Source organism: Streptomyces sp. NPDC091376, from assembly GCF_044757085.1.
In the GTDB taxonomy this organism is placed as follows: Bacteria; Actinomycetota; Actinomycetes; order Streptomycetales; family Streptomycetaceae; genus Streptomyces; species Streptomyces pratisoli.
The window spans coordinates 120,785-147,647 of sequence record NZ_JBIVUF010000001.1; the positions used below are offsets into that span (position 1 = coordinate 120,785).

Annotated in this window: 25 protein-coding genes; 10 read left to right on the forward strand and 15 right to left on the reverse strand. The window is 70.3% G+C overall.

From position 1 onward, the window contains the following. Window positions 1-39 precede the first annotated feature (39 nt). The 3 genes from ACIQMR_RS00505 to ACIQMR_RS00515 are packed head-to-tail and all read right to left on the reverse strand — an operon-like array spanning window position 40 to window position 2,791. Complete coding sequence (locus ACIQMR_RS00505; protein ID WP_401381172.1) at window positions 40-969, reverse strand: metal ABC transporter permease; 930 nt, start codon at window positions 967-969, stop codon at window positions 40-42. Window positions 970-971: 2 nt separating this feature from the next. Further along, entirely contained in the window at window positions 972-1,730 is a 759-nt protein-coding gene (locus ACIQMR_RS00510; protein ID WP_401381175.1) for a metal ABC transporter ATP-binding protein, read from the reverse strand. 47 nt (window positions 1,731-1,777) lie between these two features. Beyond that, window positions 1,778-2,791, reverse strand: coding sequence for a metal ABC transporter substrate-binding protein (locus ACIQMR_RS00515; RefSeq protein WP_401381177.1), 1,014 nt, complete (start codon window positions 2,789-2,791; stop codon window positions 1,778-1,780). 196 nt (window positions 2,792-2,987) lie between these two features. Between ACIQMR_RS00515 and ACIQMR_RS00520 the strand changes: the two genes are divergently transcribed. Next, entirely contained in the window at window positions 2,988-4,370 is a 1,383-nt protein-coding gene (locus ACIQMR_RS00520; RefSeq protein WP_401381179.1) for a glycine--tRNA ligase, read from the forward strand. 128 nt (window positions 4,371-4,498) lie between these two features. Then, complete coding sequence (locus tag ACIQMR_RS00525) at window positions 4,499-4,714, forward strand: hypothetical protein (RefSeq protein ID WP_401381181.1); 216 nt, start codon at window positions 4,499-4,501, stop codon at window positions 4,712-4,714. A 76-nt stretch (window positions 4,715-4,790) separates the two neighbouring features. On the opposite strand, the gene ACIQMR_RS00530 is transcribed toward ACIQMR_RS00525, so the two are convergent. Further along, window positions 4,791-5,378, reverse strand: a complete 588-nt coding sequence (locus ACIQMR_RS00530) for a TetR family transcriptional regulator (RefSeq protein WP_401381184.1) — start codon at window positions 5,376-5,378, stop codon at window positions 4,791-4,793. A gap of 77 nt (window positions 5,379-5,455) precedes the next feature. After that, window positions 5,456-6,460 (reverse strand): aldo/keto reductase, encoded by a 1,005-nt coding sequence (locus tag ACIQMR_RS00535; protein ID WP_401382601.1) that lies wholly within the window; start codon window positions 6,458-6,460, stop codon window positions 5,456-5,458. Between the two features lie 279 nt (window positions 6,461-6,739). Here ACIQMR_RS00535 and ACIQMR_RS00540 point away from each other — a divergent pair, with 279 nt between their 5' ends. Next, window positions 6,740-6,967 (forward strand): DUF6243 family protein, encoded by a 228-nt coding sequence (locus ACIQMR_RS00540; protein WP_401381186.1) that lies wholly within the window; start codon window positions 6,740-6,742, stop codon window positions 6,965-6,967. 120 nt (window positions 6,968-7,087) lie between these two features. Continuing rightward, window positions 7,088-7,333, forward strand: a complete 246-nt coding sequence (locus ACIQMR_RS00545) for a DUF6158 family protein (protein ID WP_266374332.1) — start codon at window positions 7,088-7,090, stop codon at window positions 7,331-7,333. 10 nt (window positions 7,334-7,343) lie between these two features. Here the strand turns inward: ACIQMR_RS00545 and ACIQMR_RS00550 are convergent, their stop codons facing one another. Beyond that, complete coding sequence (locus ACIQMR_RS00550) at window positions 7,344-7,952, reverse strand: Uma2 family endonuclease (RefSeq protein ID WP_401381189.1); 609 nt, start codon at window positions 7,950-7,952, stop codon at window positions 7,344-7,346. A 140-nt stretch (window positions 7,953-8,092) separates the two neighbouring features. After that, window positions 8,093-9,559, reverse strand: coding sequence for an MFS transporter (locus ACIQMR_RS00555; RefSeq protein WP_401381191.1), 1,467 nt, complete (start codon window positions 9,557-9,559; stop codon window positions 8,093-8,095). Window positions 9,560-9,611: 52 nt separating this feature from the next. Here ACIQMR_RS00555 and dusB point away from each other — a divergent pair, with 52 nt between their 5' ends. The 3 genes from dusB to ACIQMR_RS00570 all read left to right on the forward strand — a co-directional run bounded on the left by dusB (window position 9,612) and on the right by ACIQMR_RS00570 (window position 15,464). Then, on the forward strand, window positions 9,612-10,757 hold the full coding sequence (gene dusB, locus ACIQMR_RS00560; RefSeq protein WP_401381193.1) for a tRNA dihydrouridine synthase DusB: 1,146 nt from the start codon (window positions 9,612-9,614) through the stop codon (window positions 10,755-10,757). A gap of 449 nt (window positions 10,758-11,206) precedes the next feature. Then, window positions 11,207-13,915: a pyruvate, phosphate dikinase gene (ppdK, locus tag ACIQMR_RS00565; protein ID WP_401381197.1), complete on the forward strand. Its 2,709-nt coding sequence runs from the start codon at window positions 11,207-11,209 to the stop codon at window positions 13,913-13,915. Window positions 13,916-14,432: 517 nt separating this feature from the next. Beyond that, window positions 14,433-15,464 carry a helix-turn-helix domain-containing protein gene (locus ACIQMR_RS00570; protein WP_401381198.1) on the forward strand — a complete coding sequence of 344 codons (1,032 nt, stop codon included), beginning with the start codon at window positions 14,433-14,435 and terminating at the stop codon, window positions 15,462-15,464. Here the strand turns inward: ACIQMR_RS00570 and ACIQMR_RS00575 are convergent. Beyond that, window positions 15,430-16,590, reverse strand: a complete 1,161-nt coding sequence (locus ACIQMR_RS00575; RefSeq protein ID WP_401381200.1) for a PhoX family protein — start codon at window positions 16,588-16,590, stop codon at window positions 15,430-15,432. The genes ACIQMR_RS00570 and ACIQMR_RS00575 overlap by 35 nt on opposite strands. Before the next feature lie 252 nt (window positions 16,591-16,842). Between ACIQMR_RS00575 and ACIQMR_RS00580 the strand changes: the two genes are divergently transcribed. Further along, window positions 16,843-17,247 (forward strand): VOC family protein, encoded by a 405-nt coding sequence (locus tag ACIQMR_RS00580; protein ID WP_266374343.1) that lies wholly within the window; start codon window positions 16,843-16,845, stop codon window positions 17,245-17,247. A 176-nt stretch (window positions 17,248-17,423) separates the two neighbouring features. Here the strand turns inward: ACIQMR_RS00580 and ACIQMR_RS00585 are convergent, their stop codons facing one another. The 5 genes from ACIQMR_RS00585 to ACIQMR_RS00605 all read right to left on the reverse strand — a co-directional run bounded on the left by ACIQMR_RS00585 (window position 17,424) and on the right by ACIQMR_RS00605 (window position 22,721). After that, complete coding sequence (locus ACIQMR_RS00585; RefSeq protein ID WP_401381203.1) at window positions 17,424-17,951, reverse strand: hypothetical protein; 528 nt, start codon at window positions 17,949-17,951, stop codon at window positions 17,424-17,426. A gap of 80 nt (window positions 17,952-18,031) precedes the next feature. Continuing rightward, window positions 18,032-18,544, reverse strand: coding sequence for a DinB family protein (locus ACIQMR_RS00590; RefSeq protein ID WP_401381206.1), 513 nt, complete (start codon window positions 18,542-18,544; stop codon window positions 18,032-18,034). Between the two features lie 88 nt (window positions 18,545-18,632). Further along, window positions 18,633-18,959, reverse strand: a complete 327-nt coding sequence (nirD, locus tag ACIQMR_RS00595) for a nitrite reductase small subunit NirD (protein ID WP_401381208.1) — start codon at window positions 18,957-18,959, stop codon at window positions 18,633-18,635. After that, the gene (gene nirB, locus ACIQMR_RS00600; protein WP_401381211.1) at window positions 18,956-21,475 is read right to left on the reverse strand and encodes a nitrite reductase large subunit NirB; all 2,520 of its coding nucleotides are present in this window, start codon (window positions 21,473-21,475) and stop codon (window positions 18,956-18,958) included. The genes nirD and nirB overlap by 4 nt, the downstream gene beginning before the upstream one ends. A 1-nt stretch (window position 21,476) precedes the next feature. After that, window positions 21,477-22,721 carry an NAD(P)/FAD-dependent oxidoreductase gene (locus ACIQMR_RS00605; protein ID WP_401381213.1) on the reverse strand — a complete coding sequence of 415 codons (1,245 nt, stop codon included), beginning with the start codon at window positions 22,719-22,721 and terminating at the stop codon, window positions 21,477-21,479. A 194-nt stretch (window positions 22,722-22,915) separates the two neighbouring features. Between ACIQMR_RS00605 and ACIQMR_RS00610 the strand changes: the two genes are divergently transcribed. Both ACIQMR_RS00610 and ACIQMR_RS00615 read left to right on the forward strand, forming a co-directional pair. Then, window positions 22,916-24,268: a ferric reductase-like transmembrane domain-containing protein gene (locus ACIQMR_RS00610; protein WP_401381216.1), complete on the forward strand. Its 1,353-nt coding sequence runs from the start codon at window positions 22,916-22,918 to the stop codon at window positions 24,266-24,268. 351 nt (window positions 24,269-24,619) lie between these two features. Next, on the forward strand, window positions 24,620-25,399 hold the full coding sequence (locus ACIQMR_RS00615; RefSeq protein ID WP_328725186.1) for a TSUP family transporter: 780 nt from the start codon (window positions 24,620-24,622) through the stop codon (window positions 25,397-25,399). A 68-nt stretch (window positions 25,400-25,467) separates the two neighbouring features. On the opposite strand, the gene ACIQMR_RS00620 is transcribed toward ACIQMR_RS00615, so the two are convergent. Together ACIQMR_RS00620 and ACIQMR_RS00625 are read right to left on the reverse strand one after the other, a co-directional pair. Continuing rightward, complete coding sequence (locus ACIQMR_RS00620) at window positions 25,468-26,088, reverse strand: class F sortase (RefSeq protein ID WP_401381218.1); 621 nt, start codon at window positions 26,086-26,088, stop codon at window positions 25,468-25,470. Window positions 26,089-26,231: 143 nt separating this feature from the next. After that, window positions 26,232-26,744 carry a hypothetical protein gene (locus ACIQMR_RS00625; RefSeq protein ID WP_401381221.1) on the reverse strand — a complete coding sequence of 171 codons (513 nt, stop codon included), beginning with the start codon at window positions 26,742-26,744 and terminating at the stop codon, window positions 26,232-26,234. Between the last annotated feature and the right edge of the window lie 119 nt (window positions 26,745-26,863).

Genomic DNA, 26,863 nt, shown 5'->3' on the forward strand with positions numbered 1-26,863 from the left:
TCCGCCGGACATTCTGCCAGGCCCGGACCGGAGGGCCGATCAGCCTTTTTCGGCCACCGACCGGACAGTCGCGACATCAGCGGTCACACCGCCCACGGACGGAACGTCCACATCGCACTCCGCCCCGGCCGCCCCGGCCGCGCTCACCGCCGCTCTCGCCCGCCGCCTGGCCAGCGGCGCCGCCAGCACCGTCAGCAGCCCGAAGACCCCGATCGCCAGCAGCACGATCGTCGCACCCGGCGGCACGTCCTGGTAGTACGTGGCGACCGTACCCGTCAGCGTGACCGCCACACCGATCGCCACGGCCACGACGAACGTCACCGCGAACGACCGGGTGATCTGCTGCGCCGCCGCCACCGGCACCACCATCAGCGCGCTCACCAGCAGCAGACCCACCACACGCATCGCCACCGTCACCGTCACCGCGGCCGTCACCGCCACCAGGAGGTTCATCGCCCGCACCGGAAGACCCGTGACCCGTGCGAACTCCTCGTCCTGGCTGATCGCGAACAGTTGCCGCCGCAGACCGACCGTCACCAGCAGCACGAAGGCCGCCAGCAGACAGATCGCGACGACGTCCTCGTCGGAGACCGTCGACAGCGAGCCGAAGAGATAGGTGGTGAGCTTGGCCGTCGAGCCGGTGCCGCTGAGGTTCATCAGCAGGACGCCGCCCGCCATGCCGCCGTAGAAGAGCATCGCCAGCGCGATGTCCCCGCGCGTACGCCCGTAGGCCCGGATCAGCTCCATCGCGACGGAACCGGCGACCGCGACCAGCGTCGCCATCCACACCGGGTTGGTGGACAGCAGGAAGCCGAGACCGACCCCCGTCATCGCCACGTGGCCGATGCCGTCGCCCATCAGCGCCTGCCGGCGCTGGACCAGATGAATGCCCACGGCGGGCGCCGTGATGCCGACCAGTACGGCGGCCAGCAGCGCCCGCTGCATGAAGGGGTCCTGGAGCAGTTCCATGATCAGGTCAGCAGTCCCGTGCGGAGCGGCTCGTCGGCCGCGTGCGGATGTACATGGTCATGGCCCGGCAGCGCATGCTGGCCGACCGCCTCGGGCGGCGGACCGTCATGGACGACACAGCCGTCGCGCAGCACCACCGCGCGGTCGATCAGCGGCTCCAGCGGGCCCAGTTCATGGAGCACGAGCAGCACCGTCGCCCCGGCCGCCACCTGCTCGCGCAGCGTCCCGGCCAGGATCTGCTGGCTGGCGAGGTCCACGCCCGCCATCGGCTCGTCCATGATCAGCAGTTCGGGGTCGGCGGCCAGCGCACGGGCGATCAGCACCCGCTGGTGCTGGCCGCCGGACAGCGCGCTCACCGAGTCCTTCGCCCGGTCGGCCAGCCCGACCAGTTCGATCGCCCGCCGTACGGCGGCCCTGTCCTCCCCGGACGGCCACTTCAGCTTCGTACGCGACAGCCGGCCGGAAGCCACCACCTCACGGACCGTCGCGGGCACACCACTCGTCGCGGTCGTCCGCTGCGGTACGTAACCCACCCGCGACCACTGGCGGAAACGCCGCAGCTCCGTACCGAACAGCGACACCGAACCGTCCGTGAGCGGCACCTGACCGATCACCGACCGCACGGCCGTCGACTTGCCCGAGCCGTTCGCACCGAGCAGCGCGACGACCTCACCGCGGTGCACGGTGAGGTCGACGCCACGCAGCACGGGGCGCGAGCCGAGCGTGGCCCTGGCTCCGCGGACGGATATGACGGGCTCCATGGACTGCGCCTCCGATGCTGCTTCCGCTGTTGCTCCAGCTGCTGGTGTCACTTCGCGCCGAGCGCCTTCTGCAGCGCCGCGAGGTTGGACTCCATCACCTCGATGTAGTCATCGCCCTTGGACCTGTCCGTGATTCCCTCCAGCGGGTCCAGGACGTCCGTCTTCAGGCCCGTGTCCCCGGCGAGCGTCTTCGCCGTCCTGTCGCTGGCCAGGGTCTCGAAGAAGACGGTGGTGACCTTGTCCCTCTTCGCGACCGCCTGGAGCTCCTTGATCCGGGCGGGGCTGGGCTCGGACTCGGGGTCGAGGCCGGCGACGCCCTCCTGCTCCAGGCCGTAGCGCTCGGCGAGATAGCCGAAGGCGGAGTGGGTGGTGATGAAGGTCCTGGTGCCGGTGTTCTTCAGGCCCTCGGCGAACCTGGTGTCGAGCGCCTTCAGCTTGGCGACGAGTGTGTCGGTGTTCTTCCGGTAGTCCGCGGCGTGGGCCGGGTCCGCCTTCGCCAGGGAGGCGCCGACGCCCTTGGCGACCTCCGCGTACTTGACCGGGTCGAGCCAGACGTGCGGATCGGCGGCGGCGTTTTCCTCGCCGTGCTCCTCGCCCTCGTGCCCGCCGTGCTCCTCGCCTGCGTGCTCCTCGCCCTCGTGACCGTGATCGTGGCCGTGGTCGTGGCCCACTCCGGTCCCGTGGCTCTCCAGCTGCGTCAGCGTGGCCGCGTCGACCGTGTTCTCCACACCGGCCTGCGCGATCGCGTCGTCGACCGCGGGCTGGATGCCCTTCAGATACAGGACGTAGTCGGCCTGGCGGAGCTCCGAGGTCTGCCTGGGCTTCAGCTCCAGGTCGTGCGGCTCCACGCCGGGCTTCGTGAGAGAGGTGACCGCCACGTGTTCACCGCCGATCTGCTCGGCGAGATACTGCATGGGGTAGAAGGACGCCACCACATCCACCTTGCCGTCGTTCTTGCCGCCGCCCGCGGCTTCGGAACCCGAGCACGCGGAGAGGGTGACAAGAGCCAGAGCGCTCGCTCCGGCGACGGCGGTGGCGGGTATGAGGCGTCGTACGTTCATGACAGTCATTTTCAACAAAAGTGGAAACGATTGTCAACAAAGGGTCGCGTGCGCCCGTACCCCGGACCGATTTGATCCCGGGGGTGCGCCCGCCGGTAATCTGAAGCATTCGCCCCGCCCATCAGCCGATCACCCCCCTCACCAAGGCGCTTCGCGCCACCTCATCCCAATTCGTCGTCGTAGTGAAGAGAGCACCGTGGCCGCCGACAAGATCGACACGATCGTCAACCTGAGCAAGCGCCGTGGCTTTGTCTACCCGTGCAGCGAGATCTACGGCGGACAGCGCGCCGCCTGGGACTACGGGCCGCTGGGAACCGAGCTCAAGGAGAACATCAAGCGCCAGTGGTGGCGCTACATGGTCACCGCCCGCGAGGACGTCGTCGGACTCGACTCCTCGGTGATCCTGGCCACCGAGGTGTGGGAAGCCTCAGGCCACGTCGCGACCTTCACCGACCCCCTCACCGAGTGCACCTCCTGCCACAAGCGCTTCCGCGCCGACCACCTGGAGGAGGCGTACGAGGAGAAGCACGGCCACGGCCCCGCGAACGGCCTCGCCGACATCAACTGCCCCAACTGCGGCAACAAGGGCCAGTTCACCGAGCCCAAGCAGTTCTCCGGCCTGCTCTCCACCCACCTCGGCCCCACCCAGGACTCCGGCTCCGTCGCCTACCTGCGCCCCGAGACCGCCCAGGGCATCTTCACCAACTTCGGCCAGGTCCAGCAGACCTCGCGCAAGAAGCCCCCGTTCGGCATCGCCCAGGTCGGCAAGTCCTTCCGCAACGAGATCACGCCCGGCAACTTCATCTTCCGCACCCGCGAGTTCGAGCAGATGGAGATGGAGTTCTTCGTCAAGCCCGGCGAGGACGAGCAGTGGCACGAGTACTGGATGGAGCAGCGCTGGAACTGGTACACCGGCCTGGGCCTGCGTGAGGAGAACATGCGCTGGTACGAGCACCCCAAGGAGAAGCTCTCCCACTACTCCAAGCGCACCGCCGACATCGAGTACCGCTTCCAGTTCGGCGGCAGCGAATGGGGCGAGCTCGAAGGCGTCGCCAACCGCACCGACTACGACCTGAACGCCCACTCCAAGGCCTCCGGCCAGGACCTGTCGTACTTCGACCAGGAAGCCGGCGAGCGCTGGACCCCGTACGTCATCGAGCCCGCCGCCGGCGTCGGCCGCACCATGCTCGCCTTCATGCTCGACGCGTACAACGAGGACGAGGCACCCAACGCCAAGGGCGTCATGGAGAAGCGCACCGTCATGCGCCTCGACCCGCGCATCGCGCCCGTCAAGGTCGCCGTCCTGCCGCTCTCCCGCAACCCCCAGCTCTCCCCGAAGGCCAAGGGCCTCGCCGCCGACCTCCGGCAGAACTGGAACATCGAGTTCGACGACGCCGGCGCCATCGGCCGCCGCTACCGCCGCCAGGACGAGATCGGCACCCCCTACTGCGTCACCGTCGACTTCGACACCCTCGACGACAACGCCGTCACCGTGCGCGAGCGCGACACCATGAAGCAGGAGCGCGTCTCCCTGGACCAGATCCAGGGCTACCTCGCCACCCGCCTCATCGGCTGCTGACGTCCTCACAACCTTCACCAGGACGTTCACCAGGACGACGACAAAAGGCCCCCGGTTCCGGGTACGGAACCGGGGGCTTCGTTGCACACTGGGCCCACTCGTCGACCGTCGACAGGGGAGCCCCCGCCATGCCGTCCACCACCAGCAGCAAGGTCAGCAGATGGGACCAGCACGGACGAGAACACACCGTCCGGGTCCAGAAAGCAGGCGTACAAAGGTCGTTGACCTGCGACACCTGCGGCTGGCGCAAAGGCGCACAATTCCTGCCCTGGCTCAAGGCCGAGGAACACCTCGCCGACGCACACCAGGCAACCGTCGACCCCACCCGGGACCGCACGGACTGAACGGACCGCACGGACGGAACGGTTCGCACGGACGGAACGGACTGGACCCCGAACGCGCCGCGGTCACCCGCGCAGTTCAGGCCCGCAGCCCGCGCAGCAACAACTCGCACACCGCACGGAACTCGTCATCGATCGACGGCCTCCGCCACTCCGGCGCATGCACCGGATCATGGAAACGCGCCGTCGCGTCGAACACCGCCTGCGCCACCGACACCGGCGACGCGGCCCCGAACTCCCCGCTGCGCACACCCTCTTCGACGATCCGCGTCAACTGGCTCACCAGCACCATCAGATGCTCGTCCACGACCCCGCTCGCCTCGGTGATCAGCACCATGTACGTGGCGAACAGCTCGGGATCGTCCCCCGCCTTGTGACGCTTCGTCTCGAAGAGACCCGCCAGCCACGCACGCAGCTTCTCCTCCGCCGACCGGGCCCGCCCCTCCGTGATCTCCGACAGCAGCTCCTCGGTCCGGCCGAGCCAGCGCGCCGTCACCGCCTCACGCAGCGCCGCCTTCGTACGGAAATGCCGGTACACACTGCCGTGACTGACCCCGAGAGCGCGCGCCACATCGACGACCGTCGCCTTCGACGGGCCGAACCGGCGCAGCACCTCCTCGGTCGCTTCGAGGATGCGGTCGGCGGTCAAGGCCTCGGTGGTGGACATGGCAGTGACGTTACCCTTCACGACTGACACGACCGACACGACCTGGTCCCGGCCGCCGACACCCTCGACGACCACTCTCAGTGCTCGCTGTCGAGATGCGCCATCTGCCCCTCCGGGTAGCGCTCACCGGCCGCCGCGCCCATCGGCACGGCCCGCTCGATCGCCTCCAGATCGGCCGCGTCGAGCGTGACGTCCAGAGCGCCCAGCGCCTCGGAGAGCCGGTCCCTGCGGCGGGCACCGACCAGCGGCACGATGTCCTCACCCCGGGACAGCACCCAGGCGATCGCGATCTGGGCGACCGAGACGCCCTTCTGCTCGGCGATCTTGCGTAGCTGCTCGACGAGGTCGAGGTTGTGCCGCAGATTCTCACCCTGGAAGCGCGGGCTCATGCCACGGAAGTCGTTCGCCGCCAGCTTCCGGTCGCCGGTGAAATGGCCGCTGATCAGGCCGCGCGACAGCACGCCGTACGCCGTGATGCCGATGCCCAGCTCACGGGCCGTGGGCAGGATGGCGTCCTCGATGCCGCGCGAGATCAGCGAGTACTCGATCTGCAGGTCGCAGATCGGGGCGACCGAGGCCGCCCGGCGCAGGGTCTCCGCACCGACCTCGGACATACCGATGTGCCGCACATGCCCCGCCTCGACCAGCTCGGCGATGGCGCCGACCGTCTCCTCGACCGGTACGTCGGGGTCGAGCCGTGCGATCCGGTAGACGTCGATGTGGTCGGTGCCGAGACGCTGCAGCGAGTACGCCGCGAAGTTCTTCACCGCGGCAGGCCGGCCGTCATGCCCGGTCCAGCCGCCGTCCGGATCACGCAGCGCACCGAACTTCACGCTGATCAGCGCCTTCTCGCGGGCAGCCGCCGGAGCGGCGCGGAGCGCCTCGCCGATCAGCAGCTCGTTGTGGCCCATGCCGTAGAAGTCGCCCGTGTCGATCAGCGTGACGCCGGCGTCGAGCGCGGCATGGACCGTCGCGATCGACTCCGAACGGTCGGCGTCGCCGTACAGCGCGGACATGCCCATGGCGCCGAGTCCCAGGGCGGAGACACGGGGACCGGTGGTGCCGAGAGGGCGGGTGGGGATGGTCATGCGAAGGGCTCCTCGGGGGAGGGGAAAGCGGACGTTGCGATAACGACTATGGCATGACAGCTGACAGATTTCAAAATCTGTCAGTCATCATCTGTTCTCGCGTGTCCCGCCTCACTCGACGCACCGGGAAAATCGGGTGTCCGGCCCTGTGCCGGGCTGTACCGTCACTCGCATGTCCTCCTTCTTCCAGATCTACGAGTGAGAGTGCGGCGGCCACGTACCGCCCCCACCAGCTGACATTCGGATCACTTCTCACCACGATGGGAGAACCCCGTGGCCAAGGGCCGTAACAACCTCCTCGGCGTGGGCGGACAGCGCAAGAAGCTGTCCCGCGCCGACCAGCACGGCAACGGTCCGGCGCGCCAGGCCGACCGCCAGGCGACCGCCGACCAGAAGCAGGAACTCCTGCGCAAGATGCGCGAGCGCGCGCAGGGCGCCGAGCAGGGCGAGAACGGCGAGACCGCCGAGCCGTCCCAGAGCGGGACGGACGCCCAGAGCTGACGTTCACTCACCTCGGTCGGGCCCGGATCACTTCCCGTGATCCGGGCCCGATCCGCTTCCCGCTGCCGTCGCCGGATCCGGTCCATGATGGAGGGACGTATCGATCCGGAGGTGTGAGTCATGGCCGAGCGGGACCGCGGAGTGGCACCGGAGCAGTTGGACGAAGGGCTGCTGCTGAAGGAACTGGAGGCCATCCACCGCACGCGTCACGAGACGCTGCTGTACGGATCGGACGACGCCCTGGAGACGCACACCGCCCGGATGGCCGCCCTGGAGGCGGAGTACGTCCGCCGCCACCCCCAGCGGGCCACCTCCGCCTCCCGCACCAGGGCCGGCGCCCGCGCGCGCGGGGCCGACGGCTGCTGAGGGACGGACCTCAGCTCTCGGTGGTGGTCCTGCCGGGTACCTCGAAGCCGGAGGTGTCGAGTTCACAGCCGAACGGGTCGGGAATCTCGAGCTTGCCGCCGAACGGGACCGTCGTGCGCGAGAGATAGCCCTTCTCGGACGGGCCCCAGAAGACCGTGGCGGCTTCCTCTTCCATGTCGATGAGCAGGTACACGGGGACGCCTGCCCTGCCGTAGACAGGGGCCTTGTCCTGCCAGTCCACCAGGCGGGTGGCGGGTGACGTCAGCTCGCAGGCGAACGAGAGGGCCTCGCCGTCGATGTGCCGTGCTTCGGTCCGGAAGGCGGATGCCGCCGCGGCGTAGATGTCGGGACCGTAGGCTCGCTCTTCCCCTGGGAAGGTGAACAGGAACGGGGCGTGGTCGACGACGTGGCCCTTGCGTGCGTGCGGCTCCAGTTGAGCGCGGATTGAGCGCATTACAGGCAGGTAGAAACCCCTGGACCATGGCGACATGACGATGTTTCCCCCGACGATCTCTGCCCGGTAGCCGTCGGGCACCTCCATGGTCAGCAAGGTCTGGCACATCGCCTGGAAGGGCGGTGGGCCGTCCGCAGCCTCTATCGTCGTCGGTCGCTCAAGCATCAGGGTCATGATGCGCCTTCCCCACCCGTGCGGGCCAGACAGCCACGCGTGTTGTGCCGGACACTCAGAGTAGCGAGAGCCGCGGGCCGTGAGGTCGGCATCGGCGGGATTCAGGCCGGGATTCAGCGGGGTCGAGTGGATCAGGACGCGCGGCTGTCCGCCGGAGTTCGTGGCGGGACCGCCTCCAGGCGTTCTGCCGTCCGGCGCGCCGTTTCGCGTGCCCAGCGGCCGCTCGTCGCGAGTCCTACGACCAGGACGGACAGGCCGCAGGCGGTGATGATCCACCAGGCGGGGCGGCCGGCCTCGACGAAGCCGGCCGTGGGGTTCGCGGCGCTCGTGCCGGCGGCCAGGACGGAGCCGATGACGGCGACGCCGAGGGTCGCGCCGGTCTGGCGGCTGGTGGAGGCGACCGCCGCGGCGACGCCCGCCTGGGAGCGGGGCATGCCGGAGACGGCGGTGTTGGTGATGGGGGCGTTGACCATGCCGAAGCCGAGGCCGAAGAGGACGTATCCCGTGAAGAGGAGCGGGGTGGAGGTCTCGGCCTCGAAGGCGGCGAAGAGCAGTCCGCACGCGGCCATGGTGATTCCGGCGACGATGAGGGGCAGTCGTGGGCCGCGGTTGCCGACGATGCGGCCCGACAGCGGGGCGCAGAGGAAGGTGAGTGCGGCCATGGGGAGCATGTAGAGGCTGGCCTGGAGGGCGGAGAGTCCGCGTACGTCCTGCAGGTAGAGGGTGTTGAGGAAGAGGAAGCCGCTGAGTGCGGCGAATGAGCTGATCGCTATGACGGTTGCGCCGCTGAACGGGGCTGAGCGGAAGAAGCGCAGGTCGATGAGAGGTTCGGGGCGTCGGGGCTCGTATGCGAGGAGTGCGGCGAGGGCGAGGGCGGCGAGGGCGGTGAAGGGGAGTACGGCGCCGGGTCCTTCGGTGGGCGCTTCGATGATCGCGTAGGTGACCGAGCCGAGGAGGGTGATGACGAGGAGTTGGCCGACGGGGTCGGGGCGGCGTGGCTTGGGGGCGCGGGACTCGGGGACGTAGCGCCAGGTGAGGAGCAGGGCGGTGAGGCCGACCGGGACGTTGATCCAGAAGATGGAGCGCCAGCCGACGGTGTCGACGAGGAGGCCGCCGACGACCGGTCCTGCGGCCATGGATATGCCGACGACGGCGCCCCAGGCGCCGATGGCGCGGGCGCGTTCGCGTGGGTCGGTGAAGGTGTTGGTGATGATCGACATGGCGACGGGGTTGAGCATGGAGCCGCCGATGGCCTGGATCATGCGGAAGGCGACGAGGGATTCGAGGTTCGGCGCGAGGGAGCAGAGGACGGAGCCGAGGGTGAAGAGGACGAGTCCGGTCTTGAAGACCTTGCGGCGGCCGATGCGGTCGGCGGTGGATCCGGCGAGCATGAGGAGGGAGGCGAGGACGAGGGTGTAGGCGTCGATGGTCCACTGCATGCCGGCGACCGTGGCGTTCAGATCGCTGCGCATGGAGGGCAGGGCGACGTTGAGGACGGTGTTGTCCAGGCTGACGATCAGCAGACTCATGCAGCAGACGGCCAGGATCAGCAGCCTTCGTCGGCGGCTCGGCTCGGGTGTGGGCTCTGACGCTGGCATGCATGCATAGTACGTCTAACTAACGACTCGGGGAATGCGCGACAATGGGCCAATGACCACGCTCGCCCAGTCCTCCATGCTGTCCATCGGTCCGCACGCCGTGCAGCCCCCGGTGGTGCTCGCGCCCATGGCCGGCATCACGAACGCCCCGTTCCGCACCCTCTGTCGTGAGTTCTCAGGCGGCAAGGGGCTGTTCGTCAGCGAGATGATCACGACGCGGGCGCTGGTCGAGCGCAACGAGAAGACGATGCAGCTCATCCATTTCGACGAGGCCGAGACGCCGCGCTCGATCCAGTTGTACGGAGTGGACCCGGTCACCGTCGGCAAGGCGGTCCGCATGATCGTGGACGAGGATCTGGCCGACCACATCGATCTGAACTTCGGCTGCCCGGTCCCCAAGGTGACCCGCAAGGGCGGTGGTTCGGCGCTCCCGTACAAGCGGCATCTGCTGCGGGCCATCCTCGACGAGGCCGTCGGCAACGCCGGGGATCTGCCGGTGACGATGAAGATGCGCAAGGGCATCGACGACGATCACATCACGTATCTCGACGCCGGCCGGATCGCGGTCGAGGCGGGCGTCACGGCGATCGCGCTGCACGGGCGTACGGCGGCGCAGCACTACGGCGGCACGGCCGACTGGGACGCGATCGCGCGGCTCAAGGAGCATGTGCCGGAGATCCCGGTGCTCGGCAACGGCGACATCTGGTCGGCGGACGACGCTCTGCGGATGATGCGGGAGACGGGCTGTGACGGGGTGGTCGTGGGGCGGGGCTGCCTGGGGCGGCCGTGGCTGTTCGGGGATCTCGTCGCGGCTTTCGAGGGGGGCGGGGGCTGTGCGCGTCCGTCGCTGCGTGAGGTCGCGGACGTGATGGTGCGGCATGCCCGGTTGCTGGGGGAGTGGATCGGGGACGAGTCCCGTGGCGTGATCGACTTCCGTAAGCACGTGGCCTGGTACCTGAAGGGTTTCGCGGTCGGTTCCGAGATGCGCAAGAGGCTGGCGGTGACCTCGTCGCTGGAGGAGCTGGGTGCTCAGCTGAGCGAGCTGGACCTGGACCAGTCGTGGCCGGTGGGTGCGGACGGGCCGCGTGGGCGTACGTCGGGGAACAACCGGGTCGTTCTGCCGGACGGCTGGCTGAAGGATCCGTACGACTGTGCAGGTGTGGGCGAGGATGCGGAGCTGGACACCTCGGGCGGCTGACCGGTCGCCGGCGCTCCCGGCGGCGGTTCCGGGTCCTGCGGGGCGGGGTCCGGATCCGGGCAGGGGTGGGTCCGGATACTGGAATTCGGCCCCTGGAAGCGGCGTGATTCTCGCCACCCTTGATAAGGGTTGCGCTCAGATGAGCGCTCTCGGGGTGACTGTGACTTCAGAAGGGGTGGCACTCAGTGCCACCCCTTCTGTGTTCAATAAGTGAACTCAGATGCCTCGTGCGGCGCTCATGTGAGCGGGGATTCCCTGTTTTGAGTCAAGCGCCCTTCGAGGGATGAAGATGCTGGGGCGCCCAGCTTTACGCATCGGTAACCTGCGATCTGCTGGCGGACGGGTGGTTACGGCCGAATGACGGACAAGTGGACGTACCCAGGTGCCTTCGATCTGGGTATGTTCCTCGCCGTCAGGGCAGCCACCGAGTCCTCGAGGAGTCGAGACCCGTGTCGGAAAACAAAGATCAGAAGTTCGTCTACGACTTCACCGAGGGCAACAAGGACCTCAAGGACCTCCTCGGTGGCAAGGGTGCCAACCTCGCCGAGATGACCAACCTGGGTCTGCCCGTCCCTCCGGGCTTCACCATCACCACCGAGGCCTGCAAGGTCTACCTCGACAGCGGCGAGGAGCCCGCGGCACTGCGTGACGAGGTGAGTGCGCACCTCGACGCGCTGGAGCAGGGCATGGGCAAGAAGCTCGGCCAGGCCGACAACCCGCTGCTGGTGTCCGTACGCTCCGGTGCCAAGTTCTCCATGCCGGGCATGATGGACACCGTCCTGAACATCGGCCTCTCCGACGTCTCCGTGGAGGGTCTGGCCAAGCAGGCCGGCGACGAGCGCTTCGCGTGGGACTCCTACCGCCGGCTCATCCAGATGTTCGGCAAGACGGTCCTCGGTGTCGAAGGCGAGCTGTTCGAGGACGCCCTGGAGGCGGCCAAGGACGCCAAGAAGGTCAGCGTCGACACCGACCTGGACGCGGCCGACTGGAAGAAGCTGGTCAAGCAGTTCAAGAAGATCGTCAAGAGCGAGACGGGCCGGGACTTCCCGCAGGACCCGCGCGAGCAGATGGACCTCGCCGTCCGCGCCGTCTTCGACTCCTGGAACACCGACCGCGCCAAGCTCTACCGCCGCCAGGAGCGCATCCCCGGCGACCTGGGTACGGCCGTCAACGTCTGTTCCATGGTCTTCGGCAACCTCGGCCCGGACTCGGGCACCGGTGTCGCCTTCACCCGTGACCCCGCCTCCGGCCACCAGGGCGTCTACGGCGACTACCTGCAGAACGCGCAGGGCGAGGACGTCGTCGCCGGTATCCGCAACACCGTGCCGCTCGCCGAGCTGGAGTCGATCGACAAGAAGTCGTACGACCAGCTGATGCAGATCATGGAGACGCTGGAGACGCACTACAAGGACCTGTGCGACATCGAGTTCACCATCGAGCGCGGGCAGCTGTGGATGCTGCAGACCCGTGTCGGCAAGCGCACCGCCGGGGCCGCCTTCCGGATCGCGACCCAGCTCGTGGACCAGGGCCTCATCGACGAGGCCGAGGCGCTGCAGCGCGTCACCGGCGCCCAGCTCGCACAGCTGATGTTCCCGCGCTTCGACGAGTCGGCGAAGGTCGAGAAGATCGGCCGCGGTATCGCCGCCTCCCCGGGCGCGGCGGTCGGCAAGGCCGTCTTCGACTCGTACACGGCGGTCAAGTGGTCCCGCTCGGGCGAGAAGGTCATCCTGATCCGCCGTGAGACCAACCCGGACGACCTCGACGGCATGATCGCGGCCGAGGGCATCCTGACCTCCCGCGGCGGCAAGACCTCGCACGCCGCCGTCGTCGCCCGCGGCATGGGCAAGACCTGTGTCTGTGGCGCCGAGGAGCTGGAGGTCGACACCAAGCGGCGCCGGATGACGGTGAACGGCACCGTCGTCGAGGAGGGCGACGTCGTCTCCATCGACGGCTCCACCGGCAAGGTGTACCTCGGTGAGGTCCCGGTCGTGCCGTCCCCGGTCGTCGAGTACTTCGAGGGCCGGATGCACGCGGGCGCCGACGACGCCGACGAGCTGGTCGCGGCCGTGCACCGGATCATGGCGTACGCGGACCGGGTGCGCCGGCTGCGGGTGCGGGCCAACGCCGACAACGCCGAGGACGCGCTGCGGGCGCGGCGCTTCGGTGCGCAGGGCATCGGCCTGTGCCGCACCGAGCACATGTTCCTCGGTGAGCGCCGCGAGATGGTCGAGAAGCTGATCCTCGCCGACACCGACGACGAGCGCGAGACGGCGCTCGAGGCGCTGCTGCCGCTGCAGAAGAAGGACTTCGTCGAGCTGTTCGAGGCGATGGACGGGCTGCCGGTGACGGTGCGGCTGCTGGACCCGCCGCTGCACGAGTTCCTGCCGGACATCACCGAGCTGTCGGTGCGCGTCGCGCTCGCCGAGGCCCGTAAGGACGCCAACGAGAACGACCTGCGGCTGCTGCAGGCCGTGCACCGGCTGCACGAGCAGAACCCGATGCTGGGTCTGCGCGGTGTCCGTCTCGGCCTGGTCATCCCCGGTCTGTTCACGATGCAGGTGCGGGCGATCGCCGAGGCCGCGGCCGAGCGCAAGAACGCCAAGGGCGACCCGCGTGCGGAGATCATGATCCCGCTCGTCGGCACCGTCCAGGAGCTGGAGATCGTCCGTGAGGAGGCCGAGCAGGTCATCGCCGAGGTCGAGGCGAGGACCGGCATCGAGCTGAAGCTGGCGCTCGGCACGATGATCGAGCTGCCGCGGGCCGCGCTGACCGCCGGACAGATCGCCGAGGCCGCCGAGTTCTTCTCCTTCGGTACGAACGACCTCACCCAGACCGTGTGGGGCTTCAGCCGGGACGACGTGGAGGCCTCGTTCTTCACGGCCTACCTGGAGAAGGGCATCTTCGGCGTCAGCCCGTTCGAGACCATCGACAAGGACGGCGTCGGCTCGCTCGTACGCAATGCCGTGGCGGCCGGCCGGGCCACCCGCCCGGACCTGAAGCTCGGCGTCTGCGGTGAGCACGGCGGCGACCCGGAGTCGGTGCACTTCTTCCACGAGGTGGGCCTGGACTACGTCTCCTGCTCGCCGTTCCGGATCCCGGTGGCGCGTCTGGAGGCCGGCCGCGCGGCGGCGCAGTCCTCCGGCAGCGACAGCCGCTGAGACCCCGGGGCCGTCGGTAGGTCCCCGACCCTCACCGACCGGCCGGCGGCCCCGGCACACCGAGAGACGAGCGGGACGGACACCTTGTGCGGAGGTGTCTGTCCCGCTCGTTTCCTTTTGCTGAGTCCTGTTGCCGAGAGCGCGTCCGGGTTCGGTGAATCCTGTTGAACGGCGGACCAGTAGCGGGCATTAACGGAAGCTTGATTTTCGCCATTCGTTGAGCAAAGAACAGGCGGGGCGCGGTCGACGGATCCCCACCCGCCGGCCGCGCCCCATTACCGATGCCGGACACGGAGCCGCAACCTCCGCCGACCGCCGCCAGACGGGGAAAGCCCCCCACGGTCTTTGCCTCGTCCCTCGGTACCCGAAGGTTTCGTGCCCGACGTCGTACAGCTTTTCGGTTCGCCCCACCCTTTCGCGATGCGTTTCAACTGTGGCCGAAACACCGTGGTAACGTGCTGTGATTGCATGCATACTCAATGACGGGGGCGATTGCGGGTGCAACAGTGGGGGTTCCGTGCTGCGTATCCACTTCACCGGTGATGACCTCGCCAGGGTTCGGATGGCGGCCAGACCGGACGTTTTGTGGGAAACGATTCTGAGCTTTCATCGTTTACGAGACCGGCGTGGCGCCAGCGTCTTCGGTGAATGGCGGACGCTAACCCGCGCCCGGTTGAACGGTGAAACGCGCCTGCTGGCCGCGCTCGTCCCCTCGCGCGGATATTTCCCCGACTTTCTGACCCCGCCCGAGGCGCTGGACGGCCTGGAGGAGGGCCTCGAAGCGGTGCGGGCGACGCCGGCGCGCAGACTGCGCGCCGAGCTGGCGCTGCTCGCAGGCGACCGCCCGCACAGCGTGCTGTCCGGACGGCTGGCCGGGCTCGCCGACGGCGCGGCGGAGTCGATGGACCGGCTCGTGGGGGCGCTGCGCAGCTACCACCGGGCGGCGGTCGAGCCGCACTGGCCGCACATCCAGGCCGCCGTGGAGGCCGACCGGGCCGTCCGCGGCCGGGCGCTGCTCGACGGCGGCGCGGACGAGCTGCTTGCCTCGCTGCCGCCGATGCTGCGCTGGCGGGCCCCGGTGCTGGAGGCGGACTATCCGGTCGAGCGGGAGGTGCGGCTGGAAGGGCGCGGGCTGCTGCTGCAGCCGTCGTACTTCTGCCGGGGCGCCCCCGTGGTCCGCCGGGATCCGGAGCTGCCGCCCGCCCTGGTCTATCCCGTGACGCACACGGGCTCCCCGGTCACCTGCGAGCGGGACGGGCTCTCGCTCGGCCGGCTCGTCGGTCACACCCGCTCGGCGGTGCTGCAGTCCATCGGCAGCGGCTGCACGACGAGCGAACTGGCCCGCAGGGCCGGGGTGTCGCTGGCCTCGGCCAGCCAGCACGCCTGCGTGCTGCGGGAGGCCGGGCTGGTGGTCACCCTGCGCAACGGCAACGCCGTGCTGCACACGATGACGCCGCTGGGCACCGCCCTGCTCAGGGGCCGTGCCCAGCGGGATCCGGAACCGCCGGGGGTGCCTACGCCCGGAACGGTCCCGTCACCTCGTAGGTGATGCCGCCCGAGGAACTGCCGCTCGTGCCGCGCTGGCTGGAGAAGTACAGCCGCCTCCCGTCCGGCGAGAACGCCGGTCCGGTGATCTCCGAACCGGACTGGCCGCTGATCCGCAGGAACGGCGCGATGACGTCGTTCGGGGTGATGACGCAGATCTCCATGTTGCCGCCGTCCTCCGCGACGAACAGGTCGCCGGAGGACGAGCCGGTGACGTTGTCCACCCCGGTCAGCGGGGCCGAGCCGCCCGTCACCAGGGAGTCGTCGTACGCCAGCTCGTACGTGCCGGCGGTGAGGTTCAGCTGCCACAGGCGGTTGTCGCCCTTGGTGGTGAACCAGACGGTGTCATTGGCGTAGTGGCAGCCCTCGCCGCCGTTGAACTTCTTCGCGCCGGACACCTGGCTGCGGGTCGCGGTCGGGGACCCGTCCGGGTCCGGGACGGATCCCCAGGTGAAGGAGCCGGAGGTGGCGGTTCCGGCGACCAGGACCTGGAGCGTGCCGGAGGAGAGGCTGCCCCAGGTGGTGGGGACGAAGCGGTAGAGACAGCCGTTGCTCTCGTCCTCGGTCAGATAGACGACCTTGCGGACGGGGTCGGCGGCCGCGGCCTCGTGCTTGAACCGGCCCATGGCGTCCCGGCGGACGGCCGCGTTCACCCCCCACGGGTCGGTCTCGTAGACGTAGCCGAGGCTGACCTCCTCACAGGACAGCCAGGTGTTCCACGGGGTCGCGCCGCCCGCGCAGTTGGTGCGGGTGCCCGACAGGATCCGGTACGCGCCGGTGATCGCGCCGGCCGACGAGAACCTGACCGCGCTCGCCCCGCCCGACGGGTTGATCTCCGAGTTGGACACGTAGATCCAGCCCGTGCCGTCGGCGAAGCAGGCGCCGCCGTCCGGTGCGCTGTGCCAGGCGTAGCCGGTGGAGCCGACCTGCTGTCCGGACCGGGCGATCACCCTGCTGGTGAACCCGGCGGGCAGCTGGATGCCGTTCGCGTCGGCCGAGCCGAGCGCCCCGTACGGCCCGGGGCCGGGCTGTGCCGGTGCCGCGGAGGCGGCACCCTGCCACAGCGTGCCGCCGAAGGCGGCGGCCGAGGTGCCGATGACCGCTCCGCGCAGGAAGCTGCGTCGTTCCACTGTCACTCCATGGGGAGTCGTGACTTCCCCGCGCCGCCGGGCGGCGAGCGGGGTCGCGCGCCAACGGACCATAGAAGTGCGGAGTTGACATAGCGTCAACGCGTGGTGACCTGGAGACATCCTGTGCGGTACGGGGCGGGCGGCGGAAGATCTTCGCCCGCGGGCGATGAGTCCTGCGCGGCCCTCGGGTCTACCCACACGACAAGCGACGCCACGGCGTACGACGACGAGCCACGACACAAGGGAACCGCAATGACTCAGATCTTCGTGAACCTGCCGGTGAAGGACCTCGACACGTCGAAGGCCTTCTGGGAAGCGGTCGGCTACTCCTTCAACCCGCAGTTCACCGACGAGAACGCCGCCTGTCTCGTCATCAGCGACACCATCTTCGCCATGCTGCTCACCGAGCCCTACTTCAAGGGGTTCACGAAGAAGGAGATCGCCGACGCGGCCACCAGTACCGAGGTGATCACCGCGCTCAGCGCCGAGAGCCGGGAGAAGGTGGACGAGCTGGTCGACGCGGCGCTCGGCGCCGGTGCGTCGCCCGCGAACGAGGCACAGGACCACGGCTTCATGTACGTCCGCTCCTTCCAGGACCCGGACCACCACCTGTGGGAGATCATGTGGATGGACCCCAAGGCCGTCGAGGGCGAGTAGCGCGCAGCGTTCAGGCGACGGGGGTCGTCAGCCCTCGAGGCCGTCGTACGTCACGCCGGTGAGCTGCTCGAACGCCGCCCACAGCCGCTCACCGGCCGCGTCGCCCGGCGTCCACCCGGCACGCCGGGACCTGGCGGTGGCGCCCCGCCGGGTCCCGTACGGGTCGTGTGGTCCCGTCAGGTGCCGAGGTCCTCGATGATCTCGCTCACCTGGCGGTTCGCCTTGGGCGGCCACCATGTAGGCAATGGCGTGATCCGGGCGACGGCCGTGCTCAGCCATTCCGGGTCACCGAGGCGGTGGAGCGCCCTCGCTTCGGAGGTCTTCCGGAACAGGGCGTCGACCAGGAAGACGTGCGGGCCCGTGTAGGGGCGTTCGTGATGGGTGTAGTTCGCCGACCACTGCTCGTACGGATGGCGCAGGAGTCCATTCACGGAACAGCCACTCGGTCCTGACTCCATCTGGCTGCCGCCCGACGAGATCAGAACGCCCGCGGTACGGGAGGCATGCCACTTCCGAAGGGTGGCTCGGATGCTCAGCTCCACGAACGTGGACCACGGGACGACGGCTGGAGGTCCCAGTGCTTGGGACCTGTGGTGCTCCATGCCCTCGGGGGTGAGGACCAGGCACGAGCCGCCCGCCCGCTTGGGGTCCCCGATGATCCAGCGGTCCCCGACGAATTCCAGTGGCCCCAGGTGCTCCGTCATGATCCCCCGTCGGTCGTGTGCTCGTCCGGTCCGCAAGCGATCCCTTGCGCCGGCCTCGGCCACCCGCTTCACGCCGACGGTCAGTAGTAGCCCGTCTCGCCGTCGAGCAGTTCCCGGATCGTGTCCAGGTGTCCGGCGTGCCGGGCGGTCTCCTCGACCATGTGGATCAGCATCCAGCGCAGCGACGCGGCGGCGGACTTGAAGTCGGAGTGGCGGCCCACGTCGTCCAGCGAGTGGGCCGAGATGATCTCGTTCGAGACCGCGCACTGCCGCTCGTACTCCTCCAGCAACTGCGCGAGAGGGACGTCGTCGACCATCATGTCGGCGTCCTCGGGATCCTCGCTGAACTGGGGCCCGTCAGCAGGCCGGCCGAGGAAGAGCACCTCGAACCAGCACTGCTCGGTCCAGCGCAGGTGGGAGACGAGCCCCGCCACCGTCATGAGCGGGGACGTCGGGAGCACCTGCCGGTGTGCGTCCGCCTCGGACAGCTCCTCGCACTTGTAGTGGACGATCGCGCGCTGCATGTCGAGCCAGCCGACGAGTTGCGTCCGCTCGTCGGCCACGAAGGGCGGGCGGATACGGGAGGGCGTCATGGGCGCCGACGGTATCGGAGGCGTGTTCGGCTCCGCACGGCAATTTGCCCGCCCGCCAGCGGCCGCCCGCGAACGGAGCGGCCTCCCCTCAGACGGCCTCCCGGACCGGGTACGCGCGCACCGAAACCGCGTCGTCGTCCAGGCAGCGGCCGGTCTCCAGGTCGAAGCGCTGTTTCAGCAGCGGCGAGGCGACGAACAGCCGCCCCTCGGCGGTGCCCACCAGCCCCCGGGACAGGACCTGGGCGCCGGTGAACGGATCGCGGTTGTCGATCGCGTACGCCTGGCCCGCGCGGTCCAGGAAGACGGCGGCCTGCCGGCCGTCGGGGAGCAGGGCGGCCATGCCGCGCCCCGGGGTCAGCCGGGACACCTCGCAGACCGGGAACCAGGTCTCCTCCAGCTGCAGTTGGAGCGTCATCGGGTGAGAGTCCCTTCCAGGGTTTCCAGGGTGGTCAGAACGGTCAGGTCCGGCTTGATCTGGTCCCGCTCGGGCACGAACCTCACGGACGGGTCCGGCGCGTCGGGCGCGTTCACGAACGACACGAAGCGGCGCAGCCGGTCCGGGTCGTCCAGCGTCTGGGCCCACTCGTCCCGGTAGCCGGCCACATGCCCGGCCATGAGCGCCTCCAGCTCGTCGCACAGCCCGAGCGAGTCGTGCACCACGACGTCCCGCAGATGGTCGAGCCCGCCCTCCAGACGCTCCAGCCACACCGAGGTGCGCTCCAGCCGGTCCGCGGTGCGGATGTAGAACATCAGGAACCGGTCGACGAGCCGGACGAGTTCGGCGTCGGAGAGGTCCTGGGCGAGCAGGTCCGCGTGCCGGGGAGTCGCCCCGCCGTTGCCGCCGACGTACAGGTTCCAGCCGTTCGCCGTGGCGATCACGCCAAAGTCCTTCGACTGCGCCTCCGCGCACTCCCGCGCGCAGCCGGAGACCGCCGACTTCAGCTTGTGCGGGGCCCGCAGGCCCCGGTAGCGAAGCTCCAGGTCGATGGCCATGCGGACGCTGTCCTGGACGCCGTAGCGGCACCAGGTCTGCCCCACACAGGACTTGACCGTGCGCAGCGCCTTTCCGTACGCGTGCCCCGACTCGAAACCCGCGTCCACGAGCCGTGTCCAGATCGCCGGGAGCTGCTCCACCCGGGCGCCGAACATGTCGATCCGCTGACCGCCCGTGATCTTCGTGTAGAGGCCGAAGTCCCGGGCCACTTCGCCGATCACGATGAGCTTGTCGGGGGTGATCTCGCCGCCCGGGATGCGCGGCACGATCGAGTACGAGCCGTTGCGCTGCAGGTTGGCGAGGAAGTGGTCGTTGGTGTCCTGGAGGGCGCCCTGTTCGCCGTCGAGGATGTAGCCGCCGCCCAGGGACGCCAGGATCGAGCCGACGGCGGGCTTGCAGACCTCGCAGCCGTCGCCGCCACGGGCGTCCTCGCGGCCGTGGGAGTCGAGCAGCTCCGCGTACGAGGTGAACCGCAGGGTGCGGACGATCTCGTACAGCTCGCTGCGGGTGTACGGGAAGCAGCCGCACAGGCCCTTGTCCGCGGCATGCGGCAGCAGCTGGCCGATGACCTTGACGCAACTGCCGCAGCCCGTCCCCGCCTTGGTGCACTTCTTCACCTCGGGGAGCGTGGTGTGCTCGCAGATCTGCCCCTTGGTGACGTTGTGGCAGGAGCAGACGACGGCGTCGTCGGGGAGCGCGGACGGGCCGAGGGCGACGGGCGCGCCGGCGCCGGCGGGCAGCACGAGCTGCTCGGGCGGCACGGGCGGTACGGAGCCGGTGAGCGGGCGGAGCATGCCGTACGTCTCGGCGTCGCCGACGAGGACGCCGCCGAGGAGGGTGCCGTCCGGGGCGACGACGAGCTTCTTGTAGATCCCGGAGCGGGAGTCGGAGTAGACGACGTCGAGGCAGTCGCCGGCCGTGCCGTGCGCGTCGCCGAAGGACGCCACGTCCACGCCGAGGAGCTTGAGCTTGGTGGACAGGTCGGCGCCGGTGAAGGAGCTCTCCGCGGTGCCCGCGAGGGCGTCCGCGACGGTCTTCGCCATCTCGTAGCCGGGCGCGACGAGCCCGTACACGCGGCCGTCCGCGGCGAGCGCGCACTCGCCGATGGCGTACACGTCCGGGTCGGACGTACGGCACCGCTCGTCGACGACGATGCCGCCGCGCTCGCCGACCGTGAGGCCCGTGTCGCGGGCGAGCTGGTCACGGGGCCGCACGCCGGCCGAGAAGACGACGAGATCGGTGGCGAGGGCGGAGCCGTCGGAGAGGTTCATGCCGGTGACGACCGAGTCGGCGGTGACGATCTCCTGGGTGCCGACGCCGGTGTGCACGGTCAGGCCCATGCGCTCGATGGTGCGCAGCAGCGCCGCGCCGCCGCCGTCGTCGACCTGCACGGGCATCAGCCGGGGCGCGAACTCCACGATGTGGGTGTCCAGCCCGAGGCCCTTGAGCGCGCCCGCCGCCTCCAGGCCGAGGAGGCCGCCGCCGACGACGACGCCGGTGCGGGAGGTCTTCGCGTACTCCTCGATCGCGAGGAGGTCCTCGATGGTGCGGTACACGAAGCAGCCCTCGGCGTCCCTGCCGGGGACGGGCGGCACGAACGGGTACGAGCCGGTGGCCAGCACGAGCGTGTCGTACGTGAAGGTCCGCCCGGCGCGTGAGGTGACCGTGCGGGCGGCGCGGTCGATGTGCTCGGCCGGGTCGTCGAGATGGAGCTCGATGCCGTGCCGCGCGATGAAGCCGTCCTCGACGAGGGAGAGCTCGTCGGGGGTCCGGCCGGAGAAGTACGAGGTGAGCTGGACCCGGTCGTAGGCGGGGCGCGGCTCCTCGCACAGCACGACGACCCGGGCGCGAGCGGTGACGCCGCGCTCCGCGAGGGCCTCCAGGAAGTGCTGGCCGACCATCCCGTGGCCGACGAGCACGATCGTGGGGGTGGTCATCTCAGAGTCCTCCATCGGTGGTGAGCAGGTGGAGCAGGGGCGCGTCCGGCAGCGGGTCGTCGCCCTCCCAGGCCCGGGCGAGCGCGCCGACGGTGCCGAGGTCGCCGAGGAGCACGCCCCCGACGAGCCGGTCCCCTCGGACGACGACCTTCCGGTACGCGCCCCGGGTGGCGTCGGCGAGCCGCACGACGTCGTCCCCCGGCCGCGGTGAGGGCTGCCCGAAGGCGGCGACGTCGAAGGTGCCGCTGCCGGAGAGGGTGAGGCGGGTGAGTGCGCGGGTGCCGGTGTAGCGGGGGGCCTCGGGTCCACCGCTGCCGGTGCAGCGGGGAGCCTCGGGTCCGCCGCTGGTCAGGAGGGCCGCCAGCACGTCGGCCTGTTCCAGGGCCGGCGTCGCCAGGCCGTAGACCGTGCCCGCGTGTTCGGCGCAGTCGCCGATGGCGTGGATGCGGGGGTCCGACGTCAGCAGGGTGTCGTCGACGACGACACCCTGACGGACCTCCAGGCCCGCGTCGGCGGCCAGCCCGGTGCGGGGGCGGACGCCGCACGCGAGGACGACGCAGTCGGCGTCGAGGACGAAGCCGTCGGCCAGTTCGACGCCGGTGACCGTACCGTCGCGGTGACGCAGCCCGCGGGCGTGGCACTCGGTGTGGACCTCCACGCCGAGATCCTCCAGATGGCGCCGGACCAGGCCGCCCGCCTCGGGATCGAGGTGACGGTCCATCGGCGTGGGGCCCTGATGGGCCAGGACCACGTCCGCGCCGCGTTCCGCCAGGGCACGGGACGCCGAGACACCGAGCAGTCCGCCGCCGACGACCACGGCACGGGTGCCGCGCCGGGCCAGCGCCGCGAGGGCCAGACAGTCGTCGAGGGTGCGGAACGGATGGACTCCGTCCGGCAGCCCCCCGTCGAGGCCGCGCAGCGGCGGCAGCACCGGGTTCGAGCCGGTCGCCAGCACCAGCCGGTCGTAGCCGACCGCCGAGCCGTCCGCGCAGTGCACCGTCCGCGCCTCGCGGTCGATCCGCACCGCGCGCACCCCGCGCCGTACCGTGTCCGCGCCGCCCGGCACCGGCGGCAGCGCGATCACCTCCGGCCCGTACCGGCCCGCGAGCACCTCGGCCAGCAGCACCCTGTTGTACGGGGCGTGCGGCTCTTCGCCGAGCAGCGTGACGTCGCACGCCGGGCCGAGCCGGCGCGCCAGCCGCGCCCCCGCCATGCCGGCGCCGATCACCACGATCCTCGAGTCCATGTACGCAGCGTGCGGCGCGGGTGTTACCCGAGGGCATCCCGGTTGTTTCCCGTGCGGAACACTGCCCTCAGCGCGCACCGCGCCGCCGTGTGAGGCTTAACCCGTGGTCAGGGCTTGCTCAAGGCCGCCTTAAGGATCGCCGGTACGCCCCTGACCAGCCTCTTTCCCGTCCGCGGCGGCCCTAGGTTGGCGGCGTGACGATCGATGCCGCCCAGCACCGCACCCCTACGCCGCCACCACCGCGTGTCCCGCCGAGGGCACTCAGGGACGGGATCGCGGCCGGCGCCGTCCTGGTCGTCCTGCTGTGGGCCGTACAGGTCGAGCCGTCGGCCCGGCTGGACGCGCTCTTCGCCACCGGCGCCCATCTCAGCGGGCTGCTCGCCGGGTACGGCGTCCTCGTCATGCTGCTGCTGATGGCTCGGGTGCCCGCGATCGAGCACGGCGTCGGCGCCGACCGGCTCGCCCGGCTGCACGCCCGCGGCGGACGGCACGTCATCGGACTGTGCCTCGGCCACGCCCTGCTCGCCCTGTGCGGATACGCCGCCCATGCCGGCACCGATCTGCTCACCGCCACCGCCGGACTCCTCGGCTACGGCGGGATCGCGGCCGCCACCGCGGGCACCGCCCTGCTCGTCTCCGTCGGGGCCGTGTCCGCCCGTGCCGTCCGGCGCCGGATACGGCACGAGACCTGGCGGGCCGCGCATCTGCTCACCTACCTCGGCGCGGCCCTCGCCTTCGGGCACCAGCTGTCCGGCCCCGACATCGCGGGCAGCGTCCTCGCCGTGTGGGTGTGGGCGATGCTGCACACCACCGTCGCCGTACTGCTGCTCTGGTACCGGGCCGTCGTCCCCGTACGGCAGGCGCTGCGGCACGGGCTGCGCGTCGTGGAGGTGCGCCGGGAGAGCCCGGACGTCGTCTCCGTCGTGATGCGCGGCACCGGGCTCGACGAACTCCACGCGGAAGCCGGCCAGTTCTTCCGCTGGCGGTTCCTGCGCCGCCGGCTGTGGCACACGGCCCTGCCGTTCTCGCTGTCCGCGCCGGTACGTGACGACACCCTGCGGATCACCGTCAAGTCCCTCGGCGACCACACCCGCCGGATGCGCCGTCTGCGGCCCGGCACCCGGGTGCTGGCGACCGGGCCCTTCGGCGCGCTGACGGCGCACCGCCGGACCCGGCGCAAGGTGCTGCTGCTGGCGGGAGGGGTCGGGATCACCCCGATGCGGGCCCTGTTCGAGACACTGCCCGGCGGGCCGGGGGACATCACACTCCTCTACCGCGCGGGCAACGCCGCCCAACTGGTGCTGCGAACCGAGCTGGAGGAGATCGCCCGGGCACGCGGCGCCGCGCTGCACTACCTGCTGGGCCCGTCCGACGCCGCCTTCGACCCGCTGGCCCCGCAGGCGCTGCTGGGTCTCGTACCCGATCTCGTCGAGCACGACGTGTATCTGTGCGGGCCGCCCGGAATGACGGACGCGGCGACCGCGGCGCTGCTGCGGGCCGGGGTGCCGGAGAGCCGCGTCCACACCGAATGCTTCACGTTCGCGTGAGCCCCCGGCACAGCACGGAACAGCACTGACACACAGCACGGCACAGCACGGCACTGACACACAGCACTGACAGCCCAGCCCCGCCCGAGTCCCCAGGAGCCCCACCCGTGGCACGCCATCGCAGACCCCACCGCCCCGCCCCCGGAACGCGTCACCTCGAAGGGGCCCGGCGCCGGCTCGCCGTCGCGCTCGTCGGCGCGAGCGCGCTCACCGCGACCCTGTTCACCGTGGCCGGCAAGCCGGCCGCCCCGCCCGCCCCCGACCGGATACCCGTCGGCGGAACCTCAGACGTAGCTCAACTCTCACGAGATTGATGGACGGCGCACCTATCTGCTCCTTAGGGTCGCGACCATGCCTGACATATCGCTCACCACACTCGTCCTCCTCTGCTGCGCCGCCGCGGTGGCCGGCTGGATCGACGCGGTGGTCGGGGGCGGCGGGCTGCTGCTCCTGCCCGCGCTGCTCCTGGGCATGCCGCAGGTCCCCGCCGCGCAGATCCTCGGCACCAACAAGGCGGTGGCCATCGTCGGCACCACCGGCGCGGCGGTGACCTACGTCCGCAAGGCCCCGGTCCAGGTGGGCACCGCGGTACGGATCGGGCTCGCCGCGCTCGCCGGTTCCATGGGCGGGGCCTTCTTCGCGGCGGGCATCAGCAGTGAGGTGCTCCGCCCGGTGATCATGGTGGTGCTGCTGGGCGTCGCGGCGTTCGTGATGCTGCGCCCTTCCTTCGGCACCGCCGAGGACCGCGGGCCGGTGACGCGCGCCCGGATCGTCACCGCGATCGTCCTGGTCGGCGGCGGGATCGGCTTCTACGACGGCCTGTTCGGACCGGGCACCGGCACCTTCCTGGTGCTCGCCCTCACCGCCGTGCTGCATCTGGACCTGGTGACGGCCTCGGCCACCGCCAAGATCGTCAACGTCTGCACCAACGCCGGCGCCCTCGCCATGTTCGCGTACCAGGGCACCGTGCTCTGGCAGCTGGCCGCAGTGATGGCGGTGTTCAACCTGGCGGGCGGCATGTTCGGGGCGCGGATGGCGCTGCGCAAGGGCGCGGAGTTCGTCCGCGGTGTGCTGCTCGTGGTCGTCTTCTCGCTGGTGGCGAAGCTCGCGTTCGACCAGTGGTCGGCCTAGCGCGCCGGGCCGGGGTCAGGGTCGGGGGTCGGGCCGGGGCTGACGCGGGTGCCGGTGCGAGCGGGAGCTCAGTGCGCCGAGCGCCCGCGTACGCCGACGAGGTGCGCGTACGCCACCACGTTACCCAGGTACCCGGTCCTGGGGTCGAAGCGGCCGCCGCAGGTGATCACGCGCAGCTCGGCCCGGCCCCTGTCGCCGTACACCTTCCGGTCGGGGAAGGCGTCGTTGTCGTACACCTCGATCGCGTCGACCGTGAAGACCGCGGTGCGGCCGTCCTCGCGCAGGACCTCGATGCGGTTGCCCTTCTTCAGCGTGCCCAGCTTGTAGAAGACGGCGGGCCCCCGGGAGTTGTCGACATGGCCGGTGACGACGGCGGTGCCCCTGGCGCCCGGCGTGGTGCCGTCCTTGTACCAGCCGGCCAGGTTGGCGTTCCCGGCGGGCGGGACTTCGAGGCTGTTGTCGCGGTCCAGCCCGAGGCGGGTCACGGGAGCGTCCACGGCGATCCTCGGGATGCGCAGACGGACCGGCGCGGACGGCGACAGGGGAGGGGCGGCGGCGTCCGTGTGCTGTCCGCTCGCGAAGGCCTCGGCGGCGGAGGGCACGGGCGGGGTCAGGGGCTTCGAGCCGTTCTGTATCAGCCATATGCCGACACACGCGGCCATGACCAGCAGCCAGCTCTTGGCCTTCATCAGCTCCTCCGGGAGTCTGCCGGGTGCCTTCCGGTCCGGGATTCCGGGAGTGTTGCTCCCCGCCCCCGTCAGCCGTACGAAGCATGACGGGGGCGGGGACGGCGGTACGAGGGACGGTGGAGGCCGAGCGATACCGCTCTCCGTCAGCCCTGCGCGCCGCTCGCCCGACGGCGCAGGAGCCAGGTCCCGCCGGCGGCGGCCGCGGCCAGAACGGCCACCCCCGCCGCGATCTGGGTGGTGTCGGGGCCGACGCTGCCGCCGACACCCGACTTCACATGGCCGCTCGGTGACTGCCCGTGGGACTGCACCACGAGGTCTCCGGTGGCCTCTTTTCCGTTGTCGCACAGCACGTCGACCGCGTAGTTCCCCGGCCCGGTGCCGTCCGGCACCGTGAACGTCCCGACCGCCACCTCCTTGCGGGCTCCGGGCGCCAGGTCGAACTCGTCCGCTCCGAGCGACTCGGCGTCCCCGGTGCCGTGGCCGCCCTTGCCGCAGGCGGTGGTGTTCACGGTGACGGTGGCGCCGGGAGCCGCGATCGAGGGTGACAGCTGCAGCGCCTCGGAGTCCTGGGCGTACGCCGAGGGTGCGGCAAGCACGCCGAGACAGACGGCCGCGAGGGACGCGGGGCCGGCCGGCAGGCGAGCGATGGTGCGCATGTCGTCCTCCGGGGCGATGAACTGCGCCGGCCGAACCGCGGGGCGCGGCGGCCGTTCCTACATCTCAGAGGTAAGAGGCAGTCCGCCGCCCACGCCTGCTGATGGGCGATCAGATTCGC

Excerpts from the sequence above, each read along its gene's own strand:
- ACIQMR_RS00505 (WP_401381172.1), bottom strand. The coding sequence starts at position 969 with ATGGAACTGCTCCAGGACCCCTTCATGCAGCGGGCGCTGCTGGCCGCC.
- ACIQMR_RS00510 (WP_401381175.1), bottom strand. The coding sequence starts at position 1,730 with ATGGAGCCCGTCATATCCGTCCGCGGAGCCAGGGCCACGCTCGGCTCG.
- ACIQMR_RS00515 (WP_401381177.1), bottom strand. The coding sequence starts at position 2,791 with ATGAACGTACGACGCCTCATACCCGCCACCGCCGTCGCCGGAGCGAGC.
- ACIQMR_RS00525 (WP_401381181.1), top strand. The coding sequence starts at position 4,499 with ATGCCGTCCACCACCAGCAGCAAGGTCAGCAGATGGGACCAGCACGGA.
- ACIQMR_RS00530 (WP_401381184.1), bottom strand. The coding sequence starts at position 5,378 with ATGTCCACCACCGAGGCCTTGACCGCCGACCGCATCCTCGAAGCGACC.
- ACIQMR_RS00545 (WP_266374332.1), top strand. The coding sequence starts at position 7,088 with ATGGCCGAGCGGGACCGCGGAGTGGCACCGGAGCAGTTGGACGAAGGG.
- ACIQMR_RS00550 (WP_401381189.1), bottom strand. The coding sequence starts at position 7,952 with ATGCTTGAGCGACCGACGACGATAGAGGCTGCGGACGGCCCACCGCCC.
- ACIQMR_RS00555 (WP_401381191.1), bottom strand. The coding sequence starts at position 9,559 with ATGCCAGCGTCAGAGCCCACACCCGAGCCGAGCCGCCGACGAAGGCTG.
- dusB (WP_401381193.1), top strand. The coding sequence starts at position 9,612 with ATGACCACGCTCGCCCAGTCCTCCATGCTGTCCATCGGTCCGCACGCC.
- ACIQMR_RS00580 (WP_266374343.1), top strand. The coding sequence starts at position 16,843 with ATGACTCAGATCTTCGTGAACCTGCCGGTGAAGGACCTCGACACGTCG.
- ACIQMR_RS00585 (WP_401381203.1), bottom strand. The coding sequence starts at position 17,951 with ATGACGGAGCACCTGGGGCCACTGGAATTCGTCGGGGACCGCTGGATC.
- ACIQMR_RS00590 (WP_401381206.1), bottom strand. The coding sequence starts at position 18,544 with ATGACGCCCTCCCGTATCCGCCCGCCCTTCGTGGCCGACGAGCGGACG.
- nirD (WP_401381208.1), bottom strand. The coding sequence starts at position 18,959 with ATGACGCTCCAACTGCAGCTGGAGGAGACCTGGTTCCCGGTCTGCGAG.
- nirB (WP_401381211.1), bottom strand. The coding sequence starts at position 21,475 with ATGACCACCCCCACGATCGTGCTCGTCGGCCACGGGATGGTCGGCCAG.
- ACIQMR_RS00605 (WP_401381213.1), bottom strand. The coding sequence starts at position 22,721 with ATGGACTCGAGGATCGTGGTGATCGGCGCCGGCATGGCGGGGGCGCGG.
- ACIQMR_RS00615 (WP_328725186.1), top strand. The coding sequence starts at position 24,620 with ATGCCTGACATATCGCTCACCACACTCGTCCTCCTCTGCTGCGCCGCC.
- ACIQMR_RS00620 (WP_401381218.1), bottom strand. The coding sequence starts at position 26,088 with ATGAAGGCCAAGAGCTGGCTGCTGGTCATGGCCGCGTGTGTCGGCATA.
- ACIQMR_RS00625 (WP_401381221.1), bottom strand. The coding sequence starts at position 26,744 with ATGCGCACCATCGCTCGCCTGCCGGCCGGCCCCGCGTCCCTCGCGGCC.